The sequence below is a fragment of the Rhodococcus sp. IEGM 1318 genome (assembly GCF_033142465.1).
GTDB classification, from domain to species: Bacteria; Actinomycetota; Actinomycetes; order Mycobacteriales; family Mycobacteriaceae; genus Rhodococcus_F; species Rhodococcus_F qingshengii_B.
Map to the genome: position 1 here is coordinate 1 of NZ_JAWLSC010000011.1, position 16,363 is coordinate 16,363.

The 16,363-nt window shown below is 60.9% G+C and carries 18 protein-coding genes and 1 pseudogene; 4 read left to right on the forward strand and 15 right to left on the reverse strand.

The window, feature by feature from the left end:
* Nucleotides 1–307: 307 nt before the first annotated feature.
* Both R4P65_RS23390 and R4P65_RS23395 read right to left on the reverse strand, forming a co-directional pair.
* Complete coding sequence (locus R4P65_RS23390) at nt 308–625, reverse strand: DUF4333 domain-containing protein (RefSeq protein WP_317828312.1); 318 nt, start codon at nt 623–625, stop codon at nt 308–310.
* A 97-nt stretch (nt 626–722) separates the two neighbouring features.
* Entirely contained in the window at nt 723–2,123 is a 1,401-nt protein-coding gene (locus tag R4P65_RS23395) for a cytochrome P450 (RefSeq protein ID WP_317828313.1), read from the reverse strand.
* Nucleotides 2,124–2,218: 95 nt separating this feature from the next.
* On the opposite strand from R4P65_RS23395, the gene R4P65_RS23400 reads away from it, so the two are divergent.
* On the forward strand, nt 2,219–2,806 hold the full coding sequence (locus R4P65_RS23400; protein WP_230814841.1) for a TetR/AcrR family transcriptional regulator: 588 nt from the start codon (nt 2,219–2,221) through the stop codon (nt 2,804–2,806).
* A 47-nt stretch (nt 2,807–2,853) separates the two neighbouring features.
* On the opposite strand, the gene R4P65_RS23405 is transcribed toward R4P65_RS23400, so the two are convergent.
* The 4 genes from R4P65_RS23405 to R4P65_RS23420 form a co-directional block, all read right to left on the reverse strand.
* The gene (locus tag R4P65_RS23405) at nt 2,854–3,072 is read right to left on the reverse strand and encodes a hypothetical protein (protein WP_317828314.1); all 219 of its coding nucleotides are present in this window, start codon (nt 3,070–3,072) and stop codon (nt 2,854–2,856) included.
* A gap of 355 nt (nt 3,073–3,427) precedes the next feature.
* Entirely contained in the window at nt 3,428–3,553 is a 126-nt protein-coding gene (locus R4P65_RS23410; RefSeq protein WP_317828315.1) for a hypothetical protein, read from the reverse strand.
* 21 nt (nt 3,554–3,574) lie between these two features.
* On the reverse strand, nt 3,575–3,718 hold the full coding sequence (locus R4P65_RS23415; protein ID WP_317828316.1) for a hypothetical protein: 144 nt from the start codon (nt 3,716–3,718) through the stop codon (nt 3,575–3,577).
* Nucleotides 3,719–3,799: 81 nt separating this feature from the next.
* Complete coding sequence (locus R4P65_RS23420) at nt 3,800–4,678, reverse strand: bile acid:sodium symporter family protein (RefSeq protein WP_317828317.1); 879 nt, start codon at nt 4,676–4,678, stop codon at nt 3,800–3,802.
* Between the two features lie 132 nt (nt 4,679–4,810).
* Here R4P65_RS23420 and R4P65_RS23425 point away from each other — a divergent pair, with 132 nt between their 5' ends.
* The 3 genes from R4P65_RS23425 to R4P65_RS23435 are packed head-to-tail and all read left to right on the forward strand — an operon-like array spanning nt 4,811 to nt 7,025.
* Complete coding sequence (locus R4P65_RS23425; RefSeq protein WP_230814845.1) at nt 4,811–5,083, forward strand: DUF2277 domain-containing protein; 273 nt, start codon at nt 4,811–4,813, stop codon at nt 5,081–5,083.
* 5 nt (nt 5,084–5,088) lie between these two features.
* On the forward strand, nt 5,089–6,510 hold the full coding sequence (locus R4P65_RS23430) for an alpha/beta hydrolase (protein WP_317828318.1): 1,422 nt from the start codon (nt 5,089–5,091) through the stop codon (nt 6,508–6,510).
* A 23-nt stretch (nt 6,511–6,533) separates the two neighbouring features.
* Nucleotides 6,534–7,025 (forward strand): NUDIX domain-containing protein, encoded by a 492-nt coding sequence (locus R4P65_RS23435; protein WP_317828319.1) that lies wholly within the window; start codon nt 6,534–6,536, stop codon nt 7,023–7,025.
* A gap of 367 nt (nt 7,026–7,392) precedes the next feature.
* Here R4P65_RS23435 and R4P65_RS23440 read toward each other — a convergent pair.
* The 9 genes and pseudogenes from R4P65_RS23440 to R4P65_RS23480 all read right to left on the reverse strand — a co-directional run.
* A pseudogene (locus tag R4P65_RS23440) lies at nt 7,393–7,719 on the reverse strand (transglycosylase family protein); the annotation flags it as partial.
* Between the two features lie 489 nt (nt 7,720–8,208).
* A complete protein-coding gene (locus tag R4P65_RS23445) occupies nt 8,209–9,114 on the reverse strand; it encodes an oxygenase MpaB family protein (protein ID WP_317828320.1) in 906 nt (301 codons plus the stop codon).
* 24 nt (nt 9,115–9,138) lie between these two features.
* The gene (locus R4P65_RS23450) at nt 9,139–9,696 is read right to left on the reverse strand and encodes a mce associated protein mas1a (protein WP_317828321.1); all 558 of its coding nucleotides are present in this window, start codon (nt 9,694–9,696) and stop codon (nt 9,139–9,141) included.
* Entirely contained in the window at nt 9,683–10,903 is a 1,221-nt protein-coding gene (locus tag R4P65_RS23455; RefSeq protein WP_317828322.1) for an MlaD family protein, read from the reverse strand. The genes R4P65_RS23450 and R4P65_RS23455 overlap by 14 nt, the downstream gene beginning before the upstream one ends.
* On the reverse strand, nt 10,900–11,964 hold the full coding sequence (locus R4P65_RS23460) for an MCE family protein (RefSeq protein WP_317828323.1): 1,065 nt from the start codon (nt 11,962–11,964) through the stop codon (nt 10,900–10,902). The genes R4P65_RS23455 and R4P65_RS23460 overlap by 4 nt, the downstream gene beginning before the upstream one ends.
* Complete coding sequence (locus R4P65_RS23465) at nt 11,961–13,058, reverse strand: MCE family protein (protein ID WP_317828324.1); 1,098 nt, start codon at nt 13,056–13,058, stop codon at nt 11,961–11,963. Before R4P65_RS23465 ends, R4P65_RS23460 begins: the two co-directional genes overlap by 4 nt.
* Nucleotides 13,055–14,110, reverse strand: a complete 1,056-nt coding sequence (locus R4P65_RS23470) for an MCE family protein (RefSeq protein WP_317828489.1) — start codon at nt 14,108–14,110, stop codon at nt 13,055–13,057. The genes R4P65_RS23465 and R4P65_RS23470 overlap by 4 nt, the downstream gene beginning before the upstream one ends.
* Nucleotides 14,110–15,141 (reverse strand): MCE family protein, encoded by a 1,032-nt coding sequence (locus R4P65_RS23475; protein WP_317828325.1) that lies wholly within the window; start codon nt 15,139–15,141, stop codon nt 14,110–14,112. The genes R4P65_RS23470 and R4P65_RS23475 overlap by 1 nt, the downstream gene beginning before the upstream one ends.
* Nucleotides 15,138–16,361, reverse strand: a complete 1,224-nt coding sequence (locus R4P65_RS23480) for an MCE family protein (RefSeq protein ID WP_317828326.1) — start codon at nt 16,359–16,361, stop codon at nt 15,138–15,140. Before R4P65_RS23480 ends, R4P65_RS23475 begins: the two co-directional genes overlap by 4 nt.
* Nucleotides 16,362–16,363: the final 2 nt, after the last annotated feature.

Here is a 16,363-nt window from a genome sequence, read left to right on the forward strand (position 1 = left end):
CCCCGGCCGTGTTGGCCGCGCGGGTGGGTGCGGGGAACCCGAACGTTTCGGCGTCCTCCCCCAGGCACGGCCCGGGGTGGGTGTGGTCGGCGTCGGCGGTGCCGTAGGGGTTGCCGCCGAGGGGGTCGGGGGTGGCGGGGTGGGGGGAGGGGGCGTCGCGGTGCGGGGCCGGCGTGGGGGGGGCGCGGGCTGGGGGTAGTGCGTGGGCGGGGGGGCGACCCCGCCGGGCCCGGGGGGGGGTGGGCCCCACAACCTCGGGGGTGGGCGCGTTTGTACCCCGCGGGGGTTAAACAACGGCGCACAGCAGCTAGTTGTTCGGCACATCCGCGACCTTGATGTCGAAGTTCGCACTTTCACCGTCAACGCTGGTCACGGTGGCTGTGACGTCGTATTCGGTGCCCTGCTCGGTCAGGATGCAGGTGATCGTCGCGCCGACTTCGGCGTCGAGGTTTTCCGGACACGTCACGTCGTCGGGTGGCTCGCCGATCTTCTCCGCGAGTTGAGTGGAGATCTGACTTGCGACTTCGGACTTGTCCACTTGCGGCGTCCCGACGCTTGCCGAGCAAGCTCCCGTGGCCAATGCCACCGAGAGCAAGACGATTCCCACTGTAGGCCTCTTTGTCATGTGAACTCCCAGGGTGCGCCGGTGCTCGATGCTGCCAACTCTGGGATTACCGCATTTGAGACTGTTCAACCGAATTGCTCGACGCAGTTTTGCGAGGTCAGCGTCGGCGGACCGTCAAGTTGAAGCCTTCGGGCATCAGGGTGAGCCGTTCGGCCACCTTCAGTTCGTAATCCGGATCGGCTTCGATCGTGTATTTCTGCAAGATGGTGCCCAATACGAGGACCGCTTCGTGAATAGCGAATTGTCTTCCGATGCAGGCACGTTCACCCGTTCCGAACGGCTTGTACACGTGTGCCGGCCTGGCCTTGATGTTGGCCGGCAGGAAACGATCCGGATCGAAAGCCTCGGGATCGTTGCCCCACACGGGATCGCGATGAAGTGACGGGATGAGCACGAGCATCCAATCGCCCTTCTTCATCGGATACTTCCCGACGAGCGTGGTGTCTTCGAGTGCCGCGCGGCCGTATGCCGGTGCTGTCGGCCACAGACGCAACGATTCGTCGAGGACGCGTCGCACGTATCGAAGTTTCGCGATCTTCTCGAAGGCGGGCTCCTCGCCCTCCCAGACCTTGTCGACCTCGGCTTGCGCCTTGGTCAGCACGTCAGGGTTTCGTGACAGGTAGTACAGCGCGAACGACAATGCGCCGGAGGTGGTTTCGTGTCCCGCGACGAGGAAGGTCACGACCTGATGGCGGATGTTCAGTTCGTCGATACGGTTGGGATCGTTTTCGCGTGCCGCCCGCAGCATCAGCTCGAGTAGGTCTTCCGGCCCCGGTTCGGTACTTGTCCGCCTGACGCGGATTACCTCGTCGACCACCTCGGCCATGTACGCCTTGCGGACCTCGTCACGTTGATCGGCGCGACGTGCGAGGACTCGACCCAGGGCAGTGGACTTCAAGAACGTCGTGCGTTGTGAATGGGAGAGAGCGCCGACCATCGCCTTGACGAATGGGTGCTGCTCTTCACGTTCGAAAGAGTCGAACGAGTAGCTGAATCCCGTGCGTCCGATGGTCTCCAACGTCAGCTTGGTCATGTCTGCGGAGACGTCGATGGGGGAGTCACTTTCACGACTGTCCCAATGGTCGACCAACTCGCCGGCCACGTCGAGCATGGTGCGGTGGTACGAGCGCATCGCAGTCTGGCTGAACGCCGGTGCCAGGAGATTGTGCGCCTTGCCCCAGTTGGGCTCGTGGTTGTACGCCGTGAACAGTCCGTCGCCGCCGATTCCGCGGAGCGCTTTGACCCCGGGTGCGAGGTGTTTCGCGAACCGGGACTCGTCGGACAGTTCTGCCACCATGTCCGCGCCCGAGGCGAAGACGAAGCGATTGCCCAGGACGTTTCTTTCGAAGATCGGGCCGAGTTCACGGCCGATGCTTACGGAGTTCTGCAGTGGCGTCCGGATATTGATCCCGAGGACGTCGCCTAGGACTGGCAGGCGCCACGCCGGATGCGGGATCCGAGCATCGGTCGTCGCCTCTGGAGTGGTGTCGACGCTCATGGTGTGTCCCCCGGGTGATATCGCTTACTGAATTGATGTCTAGTACGCAAAGTACGCCTTACTGAATCGGTGTCAAGTAGTAATCTGACTTGCCTATGGTCGCACCACGAAAACGCCTGGACCGAGAGCAGCGGCGCACGCAGTTGCTCGACATCGGCGCGCAACTTTTTGCCGATCGCTCGTACGAGGACGTGTGGATCGAAGAGGTTGCCGAGATTGCAGGCGTCTCGCGCGGGTTGATGTACCACTATTTTCCGACCAAGCGAGACTTCTTCTCCGCAATCGTCGAGCGCGAATCGCAACACCTGCTCGAGGTGACCGCGCCGGACGCGACGCTACCGGTGCGTGAACAGGTGGCGGCCGGGTTGGATGCTTACTTCGCGTACGTGAAGTCCCACAGCAGGGGAGTGCGCGCCATCAACGTCGGGACGCTCTCAGCAGAGGCCGGTATCCGAGCGATCGTCGAACGGGAACTCGAACAGCAACAGATTCGGATCCTCGACGCACTCGGATTCGAGGGCGAAGAAAGACAGATCGCCGCCGTCGCGGTGCGGGGATGGATCGCATTCGTCCGGGCCGTGTGTCTCGACTGGCTCGACCAACCTTCCATACCGCACGAGGATTTGAGGGTGATCTGTCTGCGGACCCTCTCCGGAGCGTTGGGCATCGACCTCGAAACGTGAAATGACGACCGCGCGGGAGCGGCCGGCATTTCTACGAATAAATCCGACTAGTCGAGCGTCGGATAGAGATCGTCCCAGCCCTTGACTACGTACATGTTGTTGTACATGGACCCGCAGTACGTACTGCCGTGCAGAACGGTGACGTTCCTGGCCTGCACAGCCGGAAGTCGTTGCCACAACTTATTGTCCGAGAGTTGATCGAAGGTGGTGTCACTGCTGTCGGTGACGGAAACCATGAACGCGTCGAAATCGCGAAGGCGATCCATCTCCTCGATGCTCAGTCGCCCCTGATTGACTGTAGAACAGACTCGCGAGGGTCTTTCCCGCGATCGCCGAAGCGTGTCGAGAGCGAATGCCGGTGATCAGAGCGTCGTAGTCGGTGATCAGGCGATCCGTGGTGGGTGCTCGACCCAGCCAATCGGAGAGGGCGCGTGAGATTCTCTCGCCACGTCTGCTTCGATTCGGTCGTCAGGACGGGAGCGATGGCTTGGAGCTTTGCAGCAGGCCAGTACTCGTTGTCGGCGTTGACGCAGATGATGAGATCGGGTGCCCAGTCCGAGGATCTGCCCCAGATTGGGCTTGTCGCTGAGGTATTCGGCCGATCCGTCGATGGGAACCCACTCAGTGGCGGGCGAGATGTTGTAGTTCCAGGGCTATGGCGAGGTCGGTGCGGGCGTCGACGGTCAAGACACGCTTGAGGTTTGTCGGTATGTCGTAAGTTCCCAACGGTGTGGTGACGGTGCGCATTTGAGCGTCGTCAGATGCACCCTAACCGTCGCTGGAACTGCAGGACGACAGAATCGTTGCTACTGCTGCCATCCCGGCTCCGATGCCGAATTGGCGCCGGGTCAGTGCGTTGACTAGCTCTTGCCAGGTGCGTTCGTCCAGCACGGTAGGTGTGGTGGTCAGCATTTTTCGATCCCCTTCGGTCTGAGTCCGTATCGATCGCAGGGTCGGCGATACCAGATCACCTATATCGAAAACCGCCTGATGTTAGTCGATTTCGGCCATTGTCCGTGGCTTCCGGGTGATCATTGCGCCGAAGGCGGCGGCGAGCGGGAACATCAGAACGCCGTACACCGCAGCCGGTACTGCCAATTGCACATTGTCGAGGAGGCTGACGGCTATGGTGATCGCCAACGTGCTGTTGTGGATGCCGATTTCCATGGAACTGGCGATGGCTTGTCGGTCCTCGATGCCGAGTATCCGGGGAACGACGTAGCCGACCGAAAGGCTCAGCAGACAGAACAACGCAGCGACGGCGCCGATGTCAACGAGATAGTCCGCGATGTTCTCGCGTTCGGATACAACCGTTCCGACAATCACCAGTGCCAGAACCACCGCAGATCCGATGCGGACGGGCTTGTCCATGCGCTCGGCAAAGGTGCTCGAGCGCAATCGAACCCACATTCCGAGGGCGACAGGAATCAGTACGACGGCAAAGACCTGAAGTACCTTCGTGAACTGCAGTCCGAGGGTGCCGTCCGCGTCTTCGGGTTCGAAGTAACCCAGCGCGAAGTTGGTGATCAGCGGAAGGGTCACCACCGCAATCACCGAATTGACCGCAGTCAGTGTCACATTGAGAGCAACATCGCCGCGGAACAGATGGCTGAACAGGTTTGCCGTCGTGCCGCCCGGTGATGCGGCGAGAAGCATCATGCCGACGGCGAGCAGTGGGTCGAGGTCGAACAACGTGACCAAGCCGAAGGCCGCGGCTGGGAGCAACAACAACTGGCAGATCAGGGCGATCGAAACGGCCTTCGGCGCTTTGGCCACGCGGGCAAAATCTCCGACCGTCAGGGAAAGCCCGAGGCCGAACATGATGATGGCGAGTGCGGCGGGTAGGCCGACGGAGGTGAGTGCAGAGTCCATGAGTTAGTGGCTACTTCCAGTCACTGGGGGAATTTCACTGAAACTACCGTGATGCCCGGATCTGCGTGGCAGTTTGGATACATTGGTGTATCGAACCGTGACGGCGTCGGTGAGCAGGGTTATCGTCGAATTATGTGCCGAAACATCACTGAACTTCGTGGACTCGAGCCTGCTGCTACGCCGGAGGAGATCGAGGCAGCCTCTCGCCAATACGTACGTAAGGTGAGCGGAGTAGCCAAGGTGTCCGACGCGAACCGAGACGCCTTCGAACAGGCGGTGCGTGAGGTGACCGAAACGACGACGCGCCTGCTCAGCGCCCTGCCGCCTCGTAGACAGCCACCTCAGACCGTCCCGCCGTTGCGTCGTCCGGAAGTGCAGGCTCGGATCGCTGCTCGTTCCTCCTGACCCGAGTGGATCTCACAGATATCGACGCATGGGACGTCGAACCGTTGGATCAGCTGTCAGCTGGGCTGGAGGGCGTTCTGGTCGCCCATCGTGTCCGCGACATCCGTCGACGGCTGGATGCGCTACGCAAAGAGGCCGTCGCCGACGACTTGCATATTCGTCAGGACGGAACCGTCTCTGCGGTTGCGCCCATCGCCGACGGTCACCCGCTCCACCTGCACGCCCGGTTGCTCGAGGTCGCAGTTCGAGAACTGATCGGTGAGGCGCTGCTGGTCAGCGCGGATCTTCATCATGCGTTGTCTCTGCGGTCTCAGGTCGGCACAGACCTCCGTGACAAAGCTGTGCGAGTGGGGGAGGAGTGGCGAGCGTTCAGCCCTGATCGGCAGCGTCAGATGTTGCGTCATGCACCCGGCCTGATCGCCAACCTCGACGGAATTCCTGCTGCGGTTCGCAGTCCCGTCAATCTCGATCGAATTCAATCGGAACGAGCACGGCTGCAGGACGATTCAGTCCGAATCTCGCAAGAACTTCACCGCGAGTTCTTCGGCGGCAGACTGAGTAACACGGGGGCGGGCCAGTGGTACGCCGAACGCAAACTCGAGGATTTGGACGCGCTCGACGAGTTGTTTCGCGCCGAGCCTTGTCGACGGTTACTGCTCATGGACATGCGCTCGGGTGAACGCGGCTTCGCTGCAATCGCGATCGGTGATCCGGATACCGCGGATCACATCTCCGTGACGATTCCCGGACTGAACACCAACGTCAAGGACTCGATGCGCGGAATGGTCGGCGAGGCAACACGATTACGAGCCGAGGCGATGCGCCAACTCGAACTGGCCGGTCGAAAGGAAAGCGTGGCCACCATCGCCTGGATCGGATACGACGCGCCACAGGTGATCGGGCCGGGAAAGTTCGACATCGGTCGGGCCAGCTTCGACGTCAGTCGATCGTCCAAAGCAGGCATAGCCGCCGACGCATTGGGCAGCTTCTTTCACGGTCTTCGTGCTGCGTCGGTCAACGAACGCGTCCACATCACAGCGCTGGGCCATTCCTACGGATCGCTCGCGACTTCTCTTGCGCTGCAGCGCGGAGCAAGCGCAGCAGTCGACGACGTGGTGTTCTACGGTTCACCCGGAGTGCGGGCCAAGGTGGAGTCAGACCTCGGTATCGCCGACCGTCATGTTTACGTCATGAAAGCGGAAGGTGACAGCATCGCGGGGTTCGGCCGTTTCGGCGGCGATCCCACGCGTACCGAGTTCCATCGGTTGTCCACGGCCGAAGGGTTCACCCCGGACGGAGTGAAGCACGAGCGGGCGTTCGGGCATGCGGAGTACGCGAGGACCGGGGACAACGGCGAACTGCGGATGTCGGGTTACAACCTCGCGGTTGTGGTTGCCGGACTTCCGGAGCTGGCCGTCATCGCCTGACCTGCTGCCTTACAGTGGCACTCATGCGCCTGAGGCACTCGGCCAGGGGGTTGGTCGTTGACGACCAGTCCCGTCTTTTGCTCTACCGATTCATCGCACCCGGGGGCGGGCTGACGGTCTGGTGTCCTCCGGGCGGAGGCTTGGAAGGAGACGAAACCCCGCCCGAGGCGCTCGCGCGCGAATTGGACGAGGAGATCGGCTTGCGTGACTACGGCGCCGCCACCCATGTGTGGCGTGAGGAGATCCATGATCTGACGATATTGCCGGGTTGGGACGGTGCGATCAACGACTACTTCCTCGTGCCGGTAGCGGCCGCATTCGAGCCCTGTGGGTCGTTGGGGCGCGAAGCGCTGGCCGCCGAGCTGGTCGAGCACTTCGAGTGGTGGAGCGTTGACCGCCTTCTGTCACACAATGGTCGAGAAGTGTTCGGGCCACGCGATTTACCCGACCGGTTTGCACGCCTGGTCAAGGATGGATCACCGAGTTCGCTGGAACAGTTTGTTCGGGCACCATGAGGGCCGCGAGGCATCGCCTTATTCGAGCATTTCGCCATCGAAACATGGCTAAACTGGGGTTATGGAGCACTACGTGCGCAAGGAGCCCATCCCGTACGCGTCTACGGCGGCGCCGGTCACTTCGGGCAGCCGGGTCCGACGGATGCTCCAACGATGGTGGATGCGGCTTCGTAGGTTGATGGGTGACAGCAAGGCCAGCCGGTACACCTCGCTCGCGCCGCGGCATCCTGATGGATCACGCACTGACGTAACTTCTTTCAACAGCAGTGGCAACGGAAGATAACTGTCGGTTGAAGTGCCGCTGCCCGGTGATCGTCGGATTCGACGAACACCGGGCAGCGACGCTTTACGTGAGCTGGAATCAGCGGAGGTACTGTCCGCAGACCGGCCACGCGCCGGCGCCCTGACCGGCGAGGACGTTTTCCGCGACGCGGACCTGTTCTGCCTGGCTGGCGTTGGCTGCACTGCCCGCTCCGCCGTAGGCCTCCCATGTGCTCTGGCTGAACTGGAGTCCGCCGTAGTAGCCGTTTCCGGTGTTCGCGGCCCAGTTGCCCGAAGATTCGCATTCTGCGACACCCGACCAGTCGTGGGTGGCTGCGGACGCGGTGCCGGCGCTCAGTCCGAGGGCTCCGGCTGCGAGGGCTCCGGCTGCGGCGACAGAGGCAAGGGCACGGGTAACGGTGGTCTTGGTCATTTGGGTAAATCCTCTCGAGTCACGCCGGCGGAGGACGGTGACCGTCTCAGCTCCGCTCCCACCACTAGGAAAGTTGTCGAATCCGAACCGCGGGGTGGGACTGGCGGTGGCGATTCGGTAATGCCCGGTTGATCGGGCTGTCACCAACCATAGGAGACGATTACGGATTGGTCACGGGTCGGCGTGTCGACACATGTTTGTGCAACAGAAATGCATCAAAGAGTGTTTTCCCAGGTCGTGCGGCGATATGTCACCTCGCTCGGCGTTACATAATCGAGATAGAGTGTGATGCAAGTCACCGATAAAGGGCCGTAAAGGCGTCGAAATGCAGCGAATGTGTCGCCCGATTGGCTCGCTTTGCCGACTTTTCGACCCCGGCTTTGGTCGCGCTGGAGCCCAAATCGAGGCTTGATGTGTTATCGACCGACCGACCCGGTTTACCTGTGGGGCAGCAGAATTGATACGAGTATCGCGTTGCCGGCTCTACGATCAGACGAGATTCTTGCTCGCCTTGATCCGACGACGGATGTCGTGCATCTGAATGGTGTTGCCGGCCTGACGGATGGAGCGTGGGATGAACCTGTTGACGAACGACACGAAGATGAAGAGGTGCTCGAATCGACGGCGGTCGTCTTCGGTCCACTCGAGGTCGAGTTGGTCGCGGTAGATCGGCGGAAGGAATCCGACCGTCAGGAACCGCAACAAGTTTCGGAACACCAGGCGTATCGGCCAGGCGATCATTTGTAGATTGACCAGGTCGATCAGATATTGCTTGGTGCGTTCGTCGATGACGACGCGTTCGCAACCGAGGTTCCAGTAGCGCTCGAAGTCTGCGCGGGTGGCCGGCCACATCTCTTCGGTGACCTGCAGTGTTGTTCCCAAAGTTGACGCGGACTGATAGAACGATTCCGCCTGCTCTTCGGACATCTTGCCGTGCAACAACTGATGGCTGTCTTCGAAACCGATGAACAGGCAAGCGGCAACCCATAATTGGAGTTCGCGATTGAAGGCGTTGTATTTGACCGGGCTGTTTGAATCCGACTGCACATGTCGGTGCACCGAGTTCACGGCCTCGCGGTAGGCCTTTCGCTCTTCCTCGTTGCCCAGGATCGCGACGGTGAGGTACTGCGTTGTGGTCCGTGCGCGCTTCCATGGATGCGCGGTCAGAGCACCCGATTCGACCTTGCTTTCCATGACGCCGCACGCCACCTCGGGCCAACCGAGTTGCAGGATGACGTTGGCAGCGGCTCCGGCGAACGACCAGAAATCGAGTGCGTCGGTGATGTGCGGGGGTTTGCGGGCCCACCGCTTACGCTCGGCCGTGATGGTGATGCGTGTCCGATCGGTGCGAAGCGACGACTCGGACCTTCCCGAATCCAGGTAGTGAGTGGGCATCGATCCTCCTCCGTGCGCGGTGAATTACTTGGTCTCGACGTTGCTCACGAGCCAGCGGTCGTCCGAACGAACCAACGACACGACCATCCGGTACTTCTGTGTATTACCCTCTGGCGCAGCAATGTTCTTGGCCTGCTGGTCGACGAAGACAAGCACCTTCGCCGACGAATCTTCCAGTGACTCGATGCCGACGTCTGTTGCCGTCGCACTCGCCTGACCTTGACCTCCAGCGACAACCTCGCGCAGTGAATCCACCATCGTTCGGTAGGTGCCGGCAAACTCGTCGGTCGACATCGAGGCGATGGTGTCCTTGTTGGCGTCCAAGTTCTGATAATCGAAGGAGGACATGATGGTCGAGTAGTCCCGCGCGGTGTCCAAAGCCTCCTGCCGCAGCGTGTCTTTCTGATTCGCCGAGTACATCTGGAATCCGAGCACCACCAATGCTGCGATCAGTGCTACCGCCAATAGCGAGATCAGTGCGTTGCGAGGCTCTTTCAGCCGACGAAAGAACGACGGGGGAGTCGGATGTTCGGCCACCTCGGTTTCTGCTTCGTCGAGGAGTGCGCTCTCACCGTGTGCCATTTCCCAGTCCTTCCAACATCAATCTCCAGTAGTTCAAGGCGTCGACTCCGGTCGGAATCAGAATCGGATCCGCGACGACCGGCGGACCGATCGGCGTGCCGGGGACCGTCGAGTTCTGCAATCCAAGGTCGTTCGGCCGCGGAGCATTCTGTGCTCCGCGTTGGACCAGGTCGTCGGCGGGTGGGCAGTACATCGCCAGACTCGGACTGGTGGGGGAGAGATCGCCTACCTCTCGTCTGGGGGTGTCGTAGTTGCACACCGGCCCCTGCGTGGCCACCAAGGCGAAATCAGCTCGATCGCCTTTGACGATGGATGCCAGCTTGGCGAGACCTTCGGGGATCGTGACGAGTCCGGTCTCCAGGGCATCCCTGCGGTCGGAGATGATCGGAGCGACCGTGACGAGATTGGCCAGCACCGCTCCGAAAGTGTTGTGGTACTTGTCGAACAACTGCTGGGCGCTACTGAGGGCGGCGGGTGAATGATCGGTGAGATAAATCAGTACCGGGGCGTTGGACTCGAGTTGTTCGGTGAAGTTCTTCGCTGCCGCCATTCCTCGGACGAACGAATCCGATTGTGTCGCCATGGAGTCCATCAGCCTGGAGGTTCGCGACAGCAGCGCGGCGAGTTCGGCCGACTGGTCGTTCAACTGCGCAGACATGATCCCGCCGTTGTCGATCATCGTCGCCAAGCTCGGGCCGAGCCCGTTGAACGAATTCCCCAGTTCGGTCCCGATGTCGCTGATCGCCTGCGGATCAATACCTTCCAGGACGCCGGACGCCTGAAGCATCAACTGGCTCATCTGAACTGGCTGCTGATCTGCGGGCATGGCGATCTCGCCGCCATCCCGAAGATACGGGCCGTGGTCTGTGTTGGGGTAGATGTCGACATTCTGAATTCCGGCTGCGGTCCCCATCGTCACCTTGGCGACGCTGTCGGTAGGTATCTCGGTGTTGTCGTTGAGCGAGAGTTCCACCCGAGCCGAGCGGGTGCCTGCGTCGAGTTCGACTTCACTCACTTTCCCCACCTGTACACCGCGATACGTGACGACTGTGCCCTTGGTCAGTCCGAAGGCGTCGGACATGTTGGCGTGCAGCCGGATTTGCCCACCAAAACCCTGAGGGCCGACCACGTAGACGATTCCGAAAGGGATGACCACAGCAGCGATCAGAGCGAACAGGACAAGTTGAACAAGCGCAAGGCGACTCAACGCGAACCTCCCTGAAGTAGATCGGTGAGAGTTCCCGCCGGTGCGATCGATTGTCCGGCCATACCGCCGGTCCAGAGCTTGTCGATTGTTCCCGGAATATCCAGGGCGCCGTCGAAAACGAGGTAGTCACCTTGGACTGCACTGGTGAAGTTCTCGAGCAACCCGTTCATGTTCGCCAGCGTCTGACCGATCTCCGAGTTGAACGAATCCAGAGTCCCCACAACGGTCGACGCATCGTGCAGCATCGTGTCCAGCCCGTTGGGTGAGGAATCGAGAATGGTGTTTGCGTTGGTGGCGAGCTGAACGGTCGAGTTCAAGAGGCTCGCAATCTGATCCTTCTGCCCGACGAGAATCGACACCACCTGTGGAACGGAATCGAGGTAGTTGTCGACGACTTCTTGTTGCCCGGCCAACTGCGAGGAGACCCGGGCAGCGAGGTCGACGGCCTCGTCGAACTCGCTTCGGTGACTGCTTGCCTCTGCCATGAGCGAGGTCAGGGTATCGGTCAGAGAACGCACTTCACCTGAGCGCCCGGAAAACGCGGTGTTCAGTTCGCGTACGACGGTATCGAGTTGATCGATGCCGCTCCCGGTCAGAACCGTACCGAGGGTGGCAAGTGCACTTTCGACCTGCGGACCGATCTCGGTGCGAGACTCCGGAATTGTATCGCCGTCGCTCAGCGTAGAACCGGACGGAACCTCTGGCAGCAGCAGCCGAATGAACGGGTTTCCCAGTGCGGACGGGAGTTCGACGGAGGCCTCGACGTTGTCCGGCAACTGCGTCGCAGCGTCCAGACTCAGTGTCACGTCGGCTCCGACGACGTCGGCTGACAGTGCGGATACTCGACCGATGACTTTCTGGCCGCTGCGGACGTCTGCTCCCAACACCAGGCCGTCAGCGCCGGCCAGTTGTAGCGACACGGTGTACGCGTCACCGTCGGCCGAACGACCCAGCGGAAGGTCCTGAATGCCTGCGCTGCAGCCGCCGAAGGCGAACACAGCCGCACAACCCATACCGATGATCGCGACGCCGGCGACTATCCGAACCGATTGCCTCGTCAATTGCCACCTCCGGGGACGGCGCCGCCGGAAATCGCGGAGGCGATGCCGAGCGGATCAGAAGTGCTGAGGGGGAAGGAAATCGGATTCGTGAATCCGGCACCGGTGCAGATGGGCAGCTTGTACGCGTCGCACAGTGGCTTGGCGACGGCGAACTGAGTCAGTGCAGTCGAGACATTGAGCCGAATGCGTCCGCGCTGATCAGGGCCGATAGTTTGGGAGAGGTTCTGCATCATCAACGGCACCAAGTCCATGAACTCGGCGAGGTCAGGTTGTTTGGCAGCCAGAGTGTCACCGAGAACTCGCACGTTGTCGGCTATGGCACCGACATCGTCGCCGTGAGTTGTCATGAAGCTGTTCAGTTGATCGAAGACGACCTGCAGATCCTGCAGCGGTTGGGAGATGTCCATGTTCTGGCTCGCCCACTGATCGCCCAGTTCGCCGAGGTCACCGACAAGCTCGTCCAAGCTGACCTGCCGTGTGTCCAACGCACCCATCAAGGTGTTGAGATTGTCGACAAGTGCACCGATGTCTTCCGACCGAGCGCCGACAACTCCGGTGGCCGTGCTGAGGTTGCGAATGGCTGTGTTGAATTGATCGCCCTGACCCTGCCACCCGGCGGCGCTGCGGCTCACTAGATCGCCGAGATTGCCACCGTCCCCGGCAAATGCGTCGGCCAAGCTGCTGACGCTTCCCATCAGCCCGTCGAAATCTATGGGGGAGTAGGCACGTTCGATCGGAATCTGGTCGCCGTCTTTGAGCGTCTCTCCGCCGGTGTAAGCCGGACCGAGTTCTATGTGGCGATCGCTGATCACCGACGGATTGAGGACATAGGCCGAGGCGTCGGCGGGCAAATCGACGGAGTTGGGCATCGACATCGCTACTCGAACAGATGTTCCGCGAGGTTCCACTGACGTGACCGTCCCGACGCCGACCCCGAGGACGGTGACCTTACTTCCCTCGTAAATCCCGCCGACGTAGCTGAAATCGGCGTAGACAGTCTTGGACTGATCGGTTCGTCCGAAGATGTACCAACCGGGCAGGGCGATCGCCAGGGTCACGACCAGCATGGCAGTGACGGCTTTTCGTGTATTCACTTGCAGCCCTCCATGATGCCGAGCGCGCAGAGCAGATTGTCCGGGATCACGGCTGCCGGGGCGTTGACGTCGGTCCAATTGCCGGTGCCGGTGGAGTCGGTGACCGAACGCAGAGCGGACGGAAGGCGAGTCAACAGCAGGTCGATTTGATCGGCGTTGTTCTTCAGCGTGGTGGTGACTGCGACGAGGTTGTCGGTCATCGCCCCGAACTCGTCCTGACGGTCTGTGAACGTCGTCGAGAGCTTCGAGATGATGATTGTCAGGTTGTCGACCAACTGAGTCAGCGCGTCCTTGCGGACGGCCAGAGTACGCACGATCGTCTGAGCATTGGCAGCAGTGCCGACTATCGAATCGGTTTGTGCCACCGCCATGTCCGACAGCTCGCGGGACATGGTGAGGATCTGGTCGATCTGTTCACCGTTCTGCGCGAAAGCTGCCGAGGCTCCGCTGATTCCGGCCAGAGCCCGCCCGACTTGATCGGAATCCGTTGGAATCACCTGCGAAAGGGTGTTCATCATGGACTCCATCGCCTGTAGGTCGACGCCGGAGGCCGCGTTGGTGGCGTCACTGCTGACGTCGTCGAGGCTGTACGGCACGGTTGTGTGGGAGAGCGGAATGACCCGCTCGTCGGAGTCGTCGACCACTCCGGCCGGCACGATCTCGAGGTAGCGCTTGCCCAGAACCGTCTTGAGCCTGACCGTCGCGGTGCTCTGGTTTCCCAATGGCTGATCCTTGTCCAGGCGGAAGTTGACGACCACGTGGTCGCCGGCAAGGTCGATCGAATCCACTCGGCCCGCGGGAACCCCGGCCACGTAAACCGGATCGGTGTCGGAAAGCCCGCTGGCATTTGCCAACTCCGCGGTGTATGCCGACGTGCGTACGTTGTACCAGAGTTTCGGAATGCCCAAGGCGGCGCCGAGTCCCACCACCAGAACGAAGATTCCGAGACTACCCAGGGTGAGAGCGGTGCCGCTACCGCTGCGACGGCGATCCCCTTTGAACAGGAAGAGCATGATGCCGACGAACACGTCGATCAGCTTGACCAAGAACATCATGAGCACACCGGCGAATATGTCGGACCGAAGATGTTGGCTTCCATGTCGCCTGCCTTCAGAGTGAAATTGCACAGATACAAGCTGATGAAACTTCCGTAACTTCCGATCCGGTTGGCGGCGTCCGCGAACTGGGGAAGGTTGGCGAGAAGTCTGTTGAACTCGTCGGTGCTCGCAATCCAACTCCCGGTGACACTTTCGAGTTGTTGCACGGTCTGACCGAATGCGCCGTTCGACCCGGCCATGATCTGAGCCAACGACGAGACAGTTCGGTTTCCCTGATCCAAGAGCGAGACCAGTTGATCGTTCTGCCCGACGACGGAAGTACTCAGACTGTTCAAACCGTCCAGCAGACCCACCAATTCGGGTTGACGCTCGTCGACGGAGGTGAGAAGAGTGTTCATGTTCGTGAGTAGTTGTGCGAAGACGTCCTGACGGTCGACCAGGCCGGAACTCATGGTCGCGATCTGGTCAAGCAGGGTGGTCATTGCCTGGCCCTGGCCGTTGAAGGTTTCGACAAAACTTCGTGTGAGCGTATTCACCTGCTCGGGTTGCAGCGCGGCGAACAACGGTTTGAACCCGTTCATCAGGGCCGTCAAGTTGATCGGCGGTGTTGTCTGCGCCAGCGGTATCGTGTCTCCTGGTTCGAGCTGTCGTGCGGATACCGTTGCCTCGCTGTCGTCCTGGGTCAGTGCCAGATATCGAGCACCGAGCATGTCGCCGTAGCGCACGGCGGCACGGACATCCGACTCGAGGGAATATTGCGACTCGATTTCGACGTCGACGATCGCCTTGCTCGTCCCGCCTCCGTTGTCGGCAAACGCAACCGAGTCCACGCGGCCGATACGCACACCCGACATGGTGACCGGGTTGCCCGGGTTGAGTCCTTCGACGTCGGTGAACTCGAACGAGTACGAATCAGTGCTTCCGCGAACCGGGACCGACAACGTGTTTGCCACGAACGAAGCACAGGCGACGCCGGTGATGCAGAAGAGTGACAACCGAATGACCTGGCCAGGACGAACCTTCACGGGACGGTCACCTCGTTACCTCTGACCATCGGCCCCAACATCAGTGTTGTCGCCGGGTTGGGGGCGTCCGACTGCTCCGGCGAGCCGCCGAGTAATTGATCTTCGAGGAAACGCAGGGTGGCGGCTTCGGCTTCGCCGCCAACGATTGGGGCACTGACGGGTTGTGAAGGCGTCAGGTTGGAGCCGGAACACTGTGCTCCGTACGAGTTCCCGTACTGCGGGCAATCATCACCTGTGTACGGGAGCGGTTCGGCGAACGTGGCAACTGCTGTGATGTCGAACTTTCCGGTGGCGAAGACTCGCGCACCGGAGGCGCCGAACGTGCTGGCATTGGCAAGAGTGGAACGCAGTCCCTCGGGATTTGCCGCGGTTGTTGCGAGTATCTTTCCGGCAGAATCGATCACGGTGATGATGTTGCTGTTGTTCTCTGCGACAAAATCGTCGACGGTGGCGGCGAAGACTGCGGCCGCGCCGATCGAGGTCTCGAGATTCGCTCTGTTGGCGACCATGCTGTTCGAGACCGATGTGGCGGCTGCCAAGGTATCGAGAATGTCGGGGGTTGCGCGGTCCAATGCGTCGATGACAGATCGGAATTCCGGAGTGGATTGCAGGAATTGGTGTGCAGCGGGAGCCAGTACTCCGGAAGCAGCACTGAGATTGTCTATCGTGGTGCCTATTTCGGCCCCGTTTCCGTCCAGGGCTTGGCCGAGAGCGGTCAGAGCCGTTTGAAGCTTCTCGGGTTGCATTGCTGTGAGGACTCCGACCAACTTGGTGTACACGTCATAGAGGGCGACCGCCTCGGGTCCGTCGTCCATGCGGATCTCGTCTCCGTCCGCGAGAGTTGTTCGGCCCTGCGGCGCCGGGTTGTCCACGAGTTGCATGTAGATGTCACCGAAGAACGTGCGCGGAACAACGCGAGCCATCACGTCGGCGGGAATCTTCGATGCATCCTCAGTCTGTATCTGTAGTTGCACCACGGATTCTGCGGTGCCTGATTCGATTTCGCCGATTCGGCCGATGTTGACCCCGTGATACCGGACCGGTGCCTCGCCGCTGATCAGGCCCGCCGTGGCTGGAACAGCCACGAATACGTCGGTGCTCTGCTCGAGGTTTCCGGATCCACGCAGCACCATAGTCACTGCCGCTACGACGGCCACCACGACGGCGATCGCGCCACGCAGTGCGTAGACGATCTTCGTGCGTGTAGTGAGTCTGTCCACGG